The organism is Solibacillus ferritrahens, from assembly GCF_037027585.1.
In the GTDB taxonomy this organism is placed as follows: domain Bacteria; phylum Bacillota; class Bacilli; order Bacillales_A; family Planococcaceae; genus Solibacillus; species Solibacillus ferritrahens.
On record NZ_JAXCLE010000018.1, the window covers coordinates 1 to 12,818 of the forward strand.

11 protein-coding genes are annotated in these 12,818 nt (G+C 36.2%); 7 read left to right on the forward strand and 4 right to left on the reverse strand.

Going from position 1 to position 12,818, the window contains the following annotated elements; all coding sequences use genetic code 11:
• Positions 1-147: 147 nt before the first annotated feature.
• Positions 148-852 (reverse strand): class I SAM-dependent methyltransferase, encoded by a 705-nt coding sequence (locus tag SNE38_RS15415; RefSeq protein ID WP_336046827.1) that lies wholly within the window; start codon positions 850-852, stop codon positions 148-150.
• Positions 853-1,137: 285 nt separating this feature from the next.
• Between SNE38_RS15415 and SNE38_RS15420 the strand changes: the two genes are divergently transcribed.
• Entirely contained in the window at positions 1,138-2,187 is a 1,050-nt protein-coding gene (locus SNE38_RS15420; protein WP_191705274.1) for a YeeE/YedE family protein, read from the forward strand.
• A 13-nt stretch (positions 2,188-2,200) separates the two neighbouring features.
• A complete protein-coding gene (locus SNE38_RS15425) occupies positions 2,201-2,425 on the forward strand; it encodes a sulfurtransferase TusA family protein (protein ID WP_008404823.1) in 225 nt (74 codons plus the stop codon).
• A 465-nt stretch (positions 2,426-2,890) separates the two neighbouring features.
• On the opposite strand, the gene SNE38_RS15430 is transcribed toward SNE38_RS15425, so the two are convergent.
• From SNE38_RS15430 to SNE38_RS15440, 3 genes are all read right to left on the reverse strand, one after another.
• Positions 2,891-3,367, reverse strand: a complete 477-nt coding sequence (locus SNE38_RS15430) for a hypothetical protein (RefSeq protein ID WP_191705272.1) — start codon at positions 3,365-3,367, stop codon at positions 2,891-2,893.
• A 117-nt stretch (positions 3,368-3,484) separates the two neighbouring features.
• A complete protein-coding gene (locus SNE38_RS15435; protein ID WP_191705271.1) occupies positions 3,485-4,234 on the reverse strand; it encodes a VOC family protein in 750 nt (249 codons plus the stop codon).
• An 88-nt stretch (positions 4,235-4,322) separates the two neighbouring features.
• A complete protein-coding gene (locus SNE38_RS15440; protein ID WP_191705535.1) occupies positions 4,323-4,853 on the reverse strand; it encodes a PadR family transcriptional regulator in 531 nt (176 codons plus the stop codon).
• A 295-nt stretch (positions 4,854-5,148) separates the two neighbouring features.
• Here SNE38_RS15440 and SNE38_RS15445 point away from each other — a divergent pair, with 295 nt between their 5' ends.
• The 5 genes from SNE38_RS15445 (at position 5,149) to SNE38_RS15465 (ending at position 12,579) form a co-directional block, all read left to right on the forward strand.
• Entirely contained in the window at positions 5,149-8,760 is a 3,612-nt protein-coding gene (locus tag SNE38_RS15445) for a dynamin family protein (protein ID WP_336046829.1), read from the forward strand.
• A gap of 13 nt (positions 8,761-8,773) precedes the next feature.
• Complete coding sequence (locus SNE38_RS15450; RefSeq protein ID WP_191705533.1) at positions 8,774-9,577, forward strand: sulfurtransferase; 804 nt, start codon at positions 8,774-8,776, stop codon at positions 9,575-9,577.
• Positions 9,578-9,723: 146 nt separating this feature from the next.
• A complete protein-coding gene (locus SNE38_RS15455; protein ID WP_191705532.1) occupies positions 9,724-10,545 on the forward strand; it encodes an MBL fold metallo-hydrolase in 822 nt (273 codons plus the stop codon).
• Positions 10,546-10,924: 379 nt separating this feature from the next.
• Positions 10,925-11,545: a DUF47 domain-containing protein gene (locus tag SNE38_RS15460; protein WP_191705531.1), complete on the forward strand. Its 621-nt coding sequence runs from the start codon at positions 10,925-10,927 to the stop codon at positions 11,543-11,545.
• A 17-nt stretch (positions 11,546-11,562) separates the two neighbouring features.
• Complete coding sequence (locus SNE38_RS15465) at positions 11,563-12,579, forward strand: inorganic phosphate transporter (protein ID WP_191705530.1); 1,017 nt, start codon at positions 11,563-11,565, stop codon at positions 12,577-12,579.
• The last annotated feature ends 239 nt before the right edge of the window (positions 12,580-12,818 follow it).

Here is a 12,818-nt window from a genome sequence, read left to right on the forward strand (position 1 = left end):
ACCCGCCCGCGAAACGCGTCCCCTGGAATGGAAATCAACGGTTTTCATCAGTTAACTTTATTTTAAAACAAAAAAGACTGTAGGCAAACTCGAATTTCTTCGAGTTTGTCTACAGTCTGAAAGCCACTTAGACAAAGTGGCTTTATTTTATTTTGTACATGTATAAACTCGGTAACTAAAAGTTTCTTGGTATTTTGAGATGATTTCCAAATGTTTTTTCATGACGTCGTATAGCACTGGATCAATTTCATTGGAGTAATGAAAATCGGGTTCCGATTCAATAGTGGTATGATGCTGTATTTGAATATTTTTAAAGCCAATCTGTTTTAATAATTCCGCCCAGTCCTTTTCCATGAGTAGGGAATCAAGACCATAAAACTGCATGATTTCTTGCTCTTGGGTAACGTCAAGGCGTTCGTTCAATGTTGGCTCAACAGCAATGAACCGGCCGCCATTTTTTAATATGCGATAAATCTCACTTATGGCTTTTGGTTTATTAACAAATGAAATGACGGATTCAGAAATAATAAAATCAAAGTGATGATTCGGTAAGGGGATATCTTCAATGGAGCCTTCTATAATTTCTACAGGTAAATTATTAATCTTCATTCTATGTCTGGCCTTTGCAACCATTGTCGAATTAAAATCAAGCGCTGTCACTTTAGCTTGGAAAGTTTGTGACAAGTAAGCTGCTGTTTGACCAGTACCACAGCCAGCATCTAAAACGTGACAAGTACTGTTAATATTTTCGCTTTTTAATATTTCTTCTGTTAGCTTAATTCCGCCAGGGTGTGCACCACCAATACCAAGTTCTGCGAGAAGTTCTAAATAGGAATTTTTTATTTGTTTCACCTACTTTAAATTTTGATAAAGAAAGAAAAAGTCACACTTTTTGCATTGTTCTAGAAGGTTATTACATGCTTCAAGCCACGATGTGAAGAATATATTGCTTTGTATCATATGTCAGTAAAAAATGATGGTTCTTTTTTGGGAGTAGAATAAGGATATTTAATTGATGTTAAAACCTACTAAATTAATAAGATAACAAATATTTAATCAAAAGGCTTGAATTCCAATTGAAAAATATTGTATTATATTCCTATAAAGAAACTAGGTATTTAAATTGGGGGAATAATATTGTTACAGATGGCTTTAACGGGTATCCTTTGTGGTGCTCTTTTAGGTTTTGTAATGCAGCGAGGACGCTTCTGTTTAACAGGCGGTTTCCGCGATATGTACATTGCAAAAGATAATCGCATGTTTTATGCGCTACTTGTTGCCATTGCCGTACAGGCAGTAGGTGTGTTTGTACTAATCGGCGCAGGTGCGTTTGAGTATACAGTAGGGCAGTTTCCATTGTGGGCAACAATTGGAGGCGCATTTATTTTTGGTATAGGTATTATTTTTGCTGGTGGTTGTGCAACAGGTACTTGGTATCGTGCAGGGGAAGGTTTAATCGGAAGCTGGATTGCATTGGCGTTTTATATGTTAATGGCAGCTATCATGAAGTCAGGTCCATTAGCACAATTTACAGTGGATGCACGTACACCGGTAGTCGGTACAGATTCGATTGCAGAAACATTTGGCATTAATGTTTGGTTTTTAGTCATTCCGTTTGTAGCCTTGGTAGCATTCGTTGTTTACCGTGAATTACGTAAACCTCGTGTAAAAATTCCAAGCTTAAAACCAAAGAAAACAGGTTTAGCGCATATTTTATTTGAAAAGCGCTGGAATCCATATGTGACAGCAATCTTAATCGGATTAATTGCGACATTGGCATGGCCGTTAAGCGCGGCATCAGGACGTATTTTCGGCCTAGGTATTACAACACCTTCAGCAAACCTTCTCCAGTTTTTAGTAACAGGAGATTTAGATATTATTAACTGGGGTGTGTTCCTAGTACTAGGGATTTTCTTCGGCTCGTATTTCGCAGCAAAAATGAGCGGGGAATTCCGTTTACGGACACCTGATACAAAAACAGTTGTACGAAGCTCTAGCGGCGGTATTTTAATGGGATTCGGCGCTAGTCTTGCAGGAGGCTGTTCGATTGGTAATGGTTTAGTAATGACGTCTATGATGACTTGGTCAGGCTGGACGGCTTTAACATTTATGATTCTAGGAACATGGACAGCATCTTATTTCGTATTTGTGCGTCCGTCAAAACAACGTGCAGCAGCGCGTGCATAAGGAGAGATTTTATATGAAGAAAACATTAGAAGTATTAGGAATGGTTTGCCCATTCCCGTTAATCGAAGCAAAAGAAGCAATCAAAGAATTAAATACAGGCGATGAGCTGGAAGTACAATTTGACTGTACACAAGGAACAGAGTCAATTCCTCGTTGGGCAGCTGAAGACGGTCATGAAGTGACGAACTATGAGCAATTAGGCGAAGCATCTTGGACAATTACGATTAAGAAAAAATAATTTTTCTACGGGCAGCATCTCGAATTTTGAGGTGCTGTTTTTTTGTAGGGGTGGGTTTAAGGAGCCGGTTCGTTGGTATTTTATTAGAACAATTGCGCGAGTTATTAGAAAAACTCGAAGTGATATTAGAAGATTGAAAGGTGATATTAGAACAAATTGCTCCCATTTTAGCACATCTTAAAAGTATATTAGCAAATCGGGATTTTATTAGAACAAATAAATTTATATTAGATGATTTCGAACTATATTAGAAAATCTACAACGACCGTGTTCGAATTTTATTTAATTATGGCAACAGGTTTAAATCCTTCCCAGTAATTCTCAAAACGTTCATTTGATATGTTGTTTAAAACTGTGTCTATAAGCTTTTTCATATAATTCTCCTATTAAAAGATATTAAATCCAAAATGCCCAAATTATAAATCTGACACACTACCAACTGTCCTAATTACCTATAGTATAAACCTATTTTTTAATAGTAACTTCTACATATTCCAAAAAATTGGAATATTTCGATTTCCCATCAAAATATTGCTTCACCTCATAGATAGGGCACAATACATCATCCATTTTTTTAGAATAAAGAACAGACTCATCTTGTACACTTATTGAATAGTTATTTAAATGCACCGTATTTTCTCTTATAGAGTTAAAATCAAACCAGCGATATTGACCATCTTTGTGATGTTTAATTACTTCCCCTACATAGGCACCGATGCGTGTTATCAAATTATCATGATGTTCTTTTAACAGCTGCTGTCCGAATTCTGTTTGAATTAATCGATCAGCATATTCATTAACGAGACGAACACTATCTATTGAAAAATCTAAATTAGCTTTTGTTAAATTGTCTTTATCCCATTTTTCAGATGACACATCTTTAAATAACATTTCAGCACTATATTTCTTGTCATTTTTGATTAATTTAGATCTAAAAAACATTTACTCACCTCTTTTTTTATTATATAACAACCTTACTAAAAGGGGACGTCTAGCTTGTTGCAAGTATTTAAGGGGGGAGAACTAGATAACTTGTAATAAGGTAATTAGTTTTATAGATTATTCAAAGTTAATTAAAATATCTTCAATTTTACATGTTTCCATAATAAAGGAACTAATATCGTTTTTTAATGTGACTTTTATAGAATAGTCTTTAGCTTTTTCAAATATAACTTTTTGGGAATTTTCTAACTGGACTATTAGTTGATTTTCATTATCTAGTGTTTGCTCAAAAACAGTTCTTAACATTTGGAAGTCGGAAATAGTAAAGTCGCCTGCAATATGAATTTGTGTAATGCCAGATATGTTATTCTCTTTAGAATTAGGAACCATATATTTTTCAAACCCTTTTCGGATTTTTTCACTATCCATTTGTTGAAAACCAATTTGAAGGGGGATATTTTCGAAAAAATTCAAAAAGCTATTTTGCCAGGGCATCGTTTTTGAAAATAACTTAAAGAAAAATTCAATCTTAATTCTTTCAGGATTGGAAATCAAAATTCCTTCTTTTTGTAAACGCTGAACAATAGCATCAATATTATTTACATCAATCATTAGGCAAATTAATCCTCTATGTCCCGAATTATAGGCATGAACCCATTCAGGCCTCCATCCGCCGCCATCGTTATTAGTAATGGTGATTAATTCAAAGTATTCATTTCCTGTCCAAATATTAGTTGCTTTAAACCCTTTAGTACCTTTACCCTTTTTTACATTATAGGGAAGGCCAGCTTTTTTAATTTGTTGAACTTCCTCACTTTCTTGCTGGTAATTTGGATCTACATTTATTACTAGATGGTCAAGTTTCATAATGGATCACTCCTTAAGGTTAATATACTCAACATTGAGTATATGGGTATTTTTTTGTTCCTCTTTTAATAAGAGGAACAATTAAATTTTATTTATAATTATTTAATAAATCCTTCACAAAGTTAATTTGCTGTTCTAAAATATCCACCATGTTTTTAGCTACAATAGACATCATTGGTGAAAACCCTTTTGGTAAATGTTGTTCCTTTATTGATAAACCGCTTTCGACTATAAGGAGTTCATTTTCAAGCATTTTCAGTTGATGCTGTAACGCTTCTATTGCTCGGTCATTTTCTAATTGATCAATCATAGATAAACCAGCGTATAAAGAGAGGGGATAGGGTACATTAGAAGAAACAATAGAGTTGTAAACAAGCTCTTTTAAATGCGCTCTTCCTAAATCAGTAATTTTATAAATAGATTTTTGGCGATTGCCACTATGTTCAATATGATCCAGTTCTATATAGCTATTTTGTTCCAATTTTTTTAGCGCGTGATAAATTGATCCTACAAGTACGCCCGACCATCTTTCTGCTTCGTTCTCTTGTAACATAGTTTGTATATCGTAACCAGACAATGGCTGCATATTTAATGCACCCAAAACTAGAAGCTGAGTCAAAATAAACCCTCCATAATAATACTTTATGTTGAGTATTTTACTTTGAGTAAATTACGGAAGTCAATAAAAATATGGAGTGTGGAAGGATTTTAATTTATATGAGATGAATTACTTATACAATGCAATTATTCGGAAATAGTAATTTTTAGAAAAAAGCGTCTGAAATTGGCTAAATTGCATAAGAAGCGCACTATTTACGATAATTTTTAAAAAAAATTAGCCGATTTTATTGACTAAGCATGGTACTATAGAATGGTGACAAATTAGAGGTAATAAGAAATAAAGGGGTAAGAATATGACGTTGTTTGACGAGAAAATTCAAGGATTGTTACAGCAATCGGCATTACAATACATAATCTATAAAGAAAATGAAGATACAGAACGAATTGAAAAGCTGCATCTTTTTGCACGCAAGCTCTTACAGAAGGAGTTTGTCATCGGTTTTGCCGGTCACTTTTCTGCTGGTAAATCAAGCATGATTAATGCACTTTCGGGTGAAAACATTTTAGCGACAAGTCCAATACCAACAAGTGCGAACATTGTAAAAGTGCATAAATCGGATGAGGATTTTGCTATTCTTTATTTGCACAATGAAAAGCCGGTAAAGTTTGAAGCAGGCTATGATATTAAACAAGTGAAAGAACTAAGTAAAAATGGCGAATTAGTATCGCAAATCGAAATTGGACATAGTACGTCAAGTTTACCTGAAGGCGTTACCGTTATGGATACTCCAGGTGTTGACTCGACGGATGATGCGCATGCAATGAGTACAGAATCGGCACTGCATATAGCGGATATGGTGTTTTATACAATGGACTACAACCATGTGCAATCAGAGCTCAATTTCCAATTTACAAAGCAGTTAATGAAATATAATCCGAATGTATATTTAATCGTCAATCAAATTGATAAACACCGTGAAGCGGAATTATCATTTGAAGATTTCAAGCAATCGGTGCATAACTCATTTGCAGCATGGGGTGTATACCCGAAAAATATTTTCTTCACATCATTACGCGAAAAAGAGTTACCGAACAATGACTTTGATCAAGTGAAGAAAATTGTCATGGATTCGATGAATGACTGGCAGGAGCAATTAGTTTTAACAGCTGAAAACACATTAAAAAAACTACAGCATGAGCATGAATCATATTTAAAAGAAGAAAAGCAGGATCGCTTTGAAACCTATGCAGAAGTCGTATCAGAGGATGACTGGCAGCACCGTGATGATATTTTAGAGCAATATGAAAAATTAACTCGTCAAACTGAACTATTCTCATTTGATGTATTTGATAAGCAGTTCGATGAAAAACGAAAAGAACTACTTACAAATGCTGCGATTATGCCGGCAGATGTACGTGAAAAATTACGTGCCTATCTGGAAAGTCAACAAGAGGACTTTAAAGTAGGTGGACTGTTTACCGCGAAAAAGAAAACAGCAGAAGAGAAAGTGCGCCGCCAAGAAGAGGCTTATGCGAGCTTTAACCACGTCGTTCAATCTCAGATTACTGGTCATTTGAAAGCATTGATGAAGCAAGCGTTGAAAGATGTTGGTGCATTAAATGATGAGCGTGCAGCAGGAATTGATCAGAAGGAATTTAATTTCCCGTTTTCGATTATTGAAGAGCAAGTGCAAAAAAGCGGTGTAATTACAGGGGATGCAGTATTAAACTTTGCGAACCGTGTATCCGAGGCGACAAAACGCTACTTTATCCAAACAACAGATGCTTGGAAGCTTGAGCAAAAAGAGACATTGGAGCAAGTGGCGAGAGAAGCAGCAGCACCGGTAAAGTTAAAGATCAATGCGATGTCCGAAAAAGTACAAGCGCTTCAGCATATATTACAAATTGAGAAGTTCGAAGCATTCAGCAATACATTAATGAAGCAAGTATCAAACGAAATTCGTGCGGAATCGAAAATCCATCTGGAAAAATGGAAACGTGAGCATGAGCAAGCATTGAAAGATATTCGACCATTTAAAGAGTCGATGTTGCAAATGACTGCACAAGATAAACAGCTTGAGGACGAGCATGTACTGGAAAAAATAGAGACAGGCTTAAACGTGGATGCTGTTATTGAAAAAGCCTTAAAGACTGCCAACATTATTAAGGATGTTCAAGGCTTTAAGGAAGTTTCTAGCTTCTTAACGAAAAAAGTAGAGCGTTTGCAAAAGCGTGATTTTACAATTGCTTTATTCGGTGCATTCAGTGCAGGTAAATCAAGCTTTTCCAATGCTTTAATGGGTGAACGCGTTCTGCCGGTATCACCTAACCCAACGACGGCAGCGATTAATAAAATTCGCCCTGTGTCGCCTGAACATCCACACGAGACAGCCGATGTTCATCTGAAAAATGTAGCGCAGCTATTAGAAGATATTAAAGGCTCTTATGCAGCAATTGGGTTGCAAGTAAATTCGCTGAAAGAAGCTTATGACCGTGCAGCAGAAGGATTGGCTGTTAAATTATCCGATGAGCGATTAAATGTCCATAAATCGTTTATCCGCGCCTTTTCAGAGGGCTATGAATCGTTTGTGCCGAAGCTCGGTACGACTTTGCGTGTTAATCGCCATGATTTTGAGAAGTATGTTGCGCAGGAAAACCGTTCTTGCTTTGTCGATAATATCGATTTTTACTTTGATTCACCGCTTACTCGTATGGGCGTAACATTAGTAGATACACCTGGTGCGGACTCTATTAACGCACGCCATACAGGAGTAGCGTTCGATTATATTCGAAATGCTGATGCTATACTATTCATCACATACTATAACCATGCATTTGCAAAAGCGGACCGCGAATTTTTAATTCAATTAGGCCGTGTGAAAGACGCATTTGAATTAGATAAAATGTTCTTTATCGTAAATGCAATTGATTTAGCCTCTACAATGGATGAAGAGGAAGAAGTGAAGAGTTATGTTCGTTCAGAGCTTCAACGATTCGGCATTCGTTTCCCAAGACTTTATGGGGTATCAAGTTTGCTTGCGCTGAAGGAAAAGGAAAACCAGAATGATCTTCAGTCAGGTATGGCACCATTTGAAGACGCATTCCATCATTTCCTGAATGATGAGCTAATGGGCATTGCGGTACAGGCGCTGCAGGAAGAAGTGGAAAAAACCGAGGCGCGACTCCATGATTTAATTACGCAAACGGAAGAAAACCTAAAGCGTAAAGATGAACGATTAGAAGAGCTTGCACATTTGGAAAAGCTTGTACGTTCAAAATATCAAACAACCCAAACAGCTATGCTGGAAAGTGAAATGAAGCAGGAACTGGATGAGTTACTATACTACGTATTACAGCGTGTGTACTATCGTTATCCTGATTTCTTCCGTGAAAGCTATAATCCGTCTACCTTTGCACAAATGCCGCCACAGCAAGCATTACAGACGGCATTGAAAGAAGTACTTCAAGCATTAAGCTTTGACTTCGCACAGGAAATGCGTGTAACGAATTTCCGATTAGCACAATTTGTTGAGAAGAAGATGAAGGCACAATTTAAAGATGAAGCCCGAGAGCTTAAGGAGTTAAATCCAAGCTTTGCATTTTTAGGCTATGAATCAAAAGAACCGCAGTTATTGGAATTCACAGGACCGTTTGCTGAAACGACTCCTTATGAAGGGGTAAAATCACACTTTAAAAATGTGAAGGCCTTCTTTGAAAAAAATGAAAAAGAGCAATTACGCGATGCATTGGAACAATTAACAAAACCAAATGCCCAAAGTTATTTAGAATTGGAAAAAGCTAAGATTCTCGAATGGGCAGCAGGCTTTATAGCAATTGAAGCGGAAGGGCTACGTCAACACATGATTGAACAGGCAATTGAGCAAGTTGAAACTGAGCGCCTATTGTTGCAGGAAGAAAGCCACTTAGCTGTTTGGAAAGATATCTTCGCACAACTTCAAGCATAAGGAGGATCTTTTTATGACGAATGTTTTTGTAACTGCCGATAAAATCGAACCGACAGGCCGTCTAATCGATGCAAGATTTGATATGGCAAATGTAGAATTAGGAAAAGCTCTGTATGAGGAAGGGCATGTTGAAGGTGCTGTATTTTGGGATTTAAATACAGACTTATCCGATTTAGCAAAAGGAGAAGGACGCCACCCGCTACCAGAAAAAGAGCAGCTTCAGGAACTATTTGAAAAGCATGGACTACATCTTAATGATGCGATTTATGTATATGACCAAGGTGCAGCACCATATGCTACACGGGCATGGTGGATTTTAAACTATGCAGGATTTAAGCATGCTTATGTTGTCAATGGTGGCTTCCAGGCTTTTATAGATGTAGGTTTTCCTATAACGACTGAAGTGCCGACATTTCAAAAGAGTGAATTGCAGCTTCAATGGAATGATGAGATTTTACTGAAGCGCCAGGATATTGTAAATATTGTCGAAGGAAAAACAAAAGCTACTTTATTGGATGCGCGTTCAGCAGTCCGCTATAATGGCGAAATCGAGCCGTTGGACAAAGTAGCCGGACATATTCCGACCGCCCAAAATTACGACTGGGAGCAGCTACGTGATGGTTCAAACTTAGTCATTACTTCTTCACTTCTAGACAAAGTATCAAAGGAAGAGAATATTGTCGTTTACTGTGGTTCTGGTGTCACAGCAACACCAATTTACTCAGTTTTAAAAGAAGCTGGGTATGAAAATGTCCAAATTTATATGGCAGGGTACAGCGACTGGGTAAAACATCATCCTGTTGCAACGTCCAAATAATTAAGCTGAAAATAAAAGTGAGCCGTTATGTGAAATTCTTGCATAACGGCTTTTGATTTATGTATTAGCTAAATTATGGGGTAAATTCCCAAGGATTATGTTAAAGTAATATTGTAGAAAAATATAGAGTAAAGGAGTGAATCGCTGTGCTATTTAAGAAAAAGTCGGAAATAAGCGAAAAATCTGGAGTGAAAATGATTAATGGCTTTGTGAAATTCCAATCTGTCCGTTTGAATGTATATTGCTTTGAGTTTGATGGTGTTTTAATAGATACTGGTGCAGCATCACTCCTTGAGGAATTTAAAACATTTTTTAGTATGATGGATGTCGATCAGGTGATGTTGACTCATTATCATGAAGATCATACCGGTGGGGCGCACTTTTTACAGACTGAATACAATTTACCTATATTTATGAATGATACTAGAATAGCGGAATGCGCATCCAAAGCAAACTATCCTTTATATAGAAAGCTATTTTGGGGGACGAGAAAACCATTTGAAGCACTGCCTTTGGAAAATCATTTCTCGTCAAGGACAGGCCGCTGGAAAGTAATCCCGACTCCTGGACATACAAATGACCATTTGGCTTTTCTAAATGAAGAGACAGGGCAGCTCTTTACGGGGGATTTATTTGTGACACCAAAAACAAAAGTCGTGCTGCGTGAAGAAAATGTTCCACAAATTATCAGCTCTTTGGAACTTGCCATTTCACACGATTTCCAGGAAATGTACTGCAACCATGCGGGGTATATAAAGAATGGAAAGGAAGCTTTACTGCAAAAACTTGATTTTTTAAAAGAACTTAGTGGCAAAATAGAACAGATGGCGGATGCAGGCATGACGTCTCCTGAAATAACGAACCAGCTTTTTGATAAAAAATATCCAGTTACAAAATTATCATTGGGTGAATGGGATGCGGCACATATCGTAACATCCGTATTAAAAAATAAAATATACAACAAGTAACTGTTTAGTAGAAAAACTTACTAGGCAGTTTTTTACTGTTGTTTAATAGAAAAATACTTATTAATATTACATTTGTTTTGTAATATTAAATTTACAATCGCTTAACAATATAAATGGTTTAAAAGCTGTATCAAAGGGAAGAATATATAATTTTCTCTCCTATCTGTCGAACAAACGCCGAATTACAAGAGGATTTTAGAGGTTTCTGAATATTTAGTTATATATTTCGCTATTTTGAAGCAAGATTATAAGAAATATTTATTATTAGATTGTAAAGGTTTTGTAAATAACATAAATTAATGTTGAAGAAATTGAAAAATAGGTGGTATGATAACCTAGGTTTTAATTTACATACTTCATTTTAGGGGGATTTTATTCCATGTTCAGCTCAAAAAAACCAGATCCATTTTTTGAAGGATTATTAAATATTGCAAAAAATGTACAAAACGGTGCCAACTATGCAAAAGAATCAACAATTTCTACAGTATCGGACTTAAAACAAATACAAATTAAAATGAAGTCTTATGAAACAGCTGGTGATAAATTAATTCACGATTTGATCGTGAAATTAAATGAGTCCTTTATGACACCAATTGAACGTGAAGATATTTTAGCATTGGCAATTAAATTAGATGATATTTTAGATGGTATTGAAAATACAATTGCCCACTTTGAAATGTATGCATTTACAGAAGTGAATCAGTATATGAGAGACTTTGTTGACTTTATCGCGAAATCATCTGATGAAGCAGTAAAGGCAATGGAATTATTAAATAAAAAAGATTTAATTGGTATGCGTCAACATGCCATTTTAATAAAAGATTATGAGCGCGAATGTGATGAGATTTTCCGTAAATCTATTACAGAACTATTCCAAGTTGAAAAAGATCCAATTCGCTTAATTATTTTTAAAGATTTGTATGAGCAATTAGAAGAAATTGCCGACTATTGCCAAAATGTAGCGAATACAATTGAAACGATTATTATGCGTAATGCATAATTAAAAAGGAGTAGACTATGGAAACGTTATTAATCATTACCGTACTCGTTGTTATTTTTGCGTTAGCATTTGATTTTATTAATGGATTCCATGATACAGCAAATGCGATTGCGACATCTGTTTCAACGCGTGCGTTAAAGCCGCGAGTAGCTGTTCTAATGGCTGCAGTAATGAACTTCGTTGGTGCGATGACTTTTGTGGGAGTTGCAAAAGCAGTTGCATCTGGAATTGTTGATCCCTTCTCGTTAAATGCATTCGAAGGTGATGTGACTGGATCTGTTGTTATTTTGGCGGCGTTAAGCTCGGCGATTACTTGGAACTTGTTAACTTGGTATTTTGGTATACCATCAAGTTCTTCACATACATTAATCGGCTCAATTGCAGGGGCAGCAGTAGCCTCAGCCGGAATGGATATTTTAAACTATGAAGGTTTCTTTAAAATTTTACAGGCATTAATTATTTCACCAATTTTAGCTTTAACTGTAGGTTTTATCGTGATGAAGCTTTTCAAATTTATATTCAAACGTTCACCGTTATATAGTACAACGAAAGCATTCCGGTTAACACAAATCGGTACGGCAGCTTTACAATCGTTTACACACGGTACAAACGATGCGCAAAAAGCGATGGGTATTATTACAATGGCTTTAATCGCAGCAAACTGGCAATCGACAGATGAAGTACAAGACTGGGTACGTTTTGCCTGCGCATTGGCGATGGGTCTAGGAACGTCTGTTGGTGGATACAAGATTATAAAAACAGTAGGCGGCAAAATCATGAAAATCCGTCCAGTAAACGGTGTTGCGGCAGACTTAACTTCTGCATCGATTATTTTTGGTGCGACAGTTATCGCATTGCCAGTATCGACAACACATGTTATTTCATCTGCTATTATGGGTGTCGGTGCAGCACAGCGTGTAAAAGGAGTTAAATGGGGGATGGCGCGAAAAATCGTCATTACTTGGTTCATCACTTTACCGATTTCAGCATTAATGGCTAGTATATTCTATTTATTGTTTAGTCTACTATTCTAATATAAAAACGGCGCTCAACCTTAGGGCAGCCGTTTTTTTATATTCGGAAGTAATGTATGCGTTTTTCTTTCATGGGTTCCACGTCCTTTTTTAGATATCTTAATCTTAAAGAGTCTCTTAAGGCGTGTCCATTTTTTATACTAACCTCAGTTTTTCTAATAAAAACTGAAATGTTCTAATATGAGCGGAACATTTCTAATAAATCGTCCATTTTCTAATATAAGGAACATTTGTTCTAA

Coding starts and splice junctions, on each gene's coding strand:
- SNE38_RS15425 (WP_008404823.1), top strand. CDS start 2,201: ATGAAGAAAACATTAGAAGTATTAGGAATGGTTTGCCCATTCCCGTTA.
- SNE38_RS15430 (WP_191705272.1), bottom strand. CDS start 3,367: ATGTTTTTTAGATCTAAATTAATCAAAAATGACAAGAAATATAGTGCT.
- SNE38_RS15435 (WP_191705271.1), bottom strand. CDS start 4,234: ATGAAACTTGACCATCTAGTAATAAATGTAGATCCAAATTACCAGCAA.
- SNE38_RS15445 (WP_336046829.1), top strand. CDS start 5,149: ATGACGTTGTTTGACGAGAAAATTCAAGGATTGTTACAGCAATCGGCA.
- SNE38_RS15450 (WP_191705533.1), top strand. CDS start 8,774: ATGACGAATGTTTTTGTAACTGCCGATAAAATCGAACCGACAGGCCGT.
- SNE38_RS15460 (WP_191705531.1), top strand. CDS start 10,925: ATGTTCAGCTCAAAAAAACCAGATCCATTTTTTGAAGGATTATTAAAT.
- SNE38_RS15465 (WP_191705530.1), top strand. CDS start 11,563: ATGGAAACGTTATTAATCATTACCGTACTCGTTGTTATTTTTGCGTTA.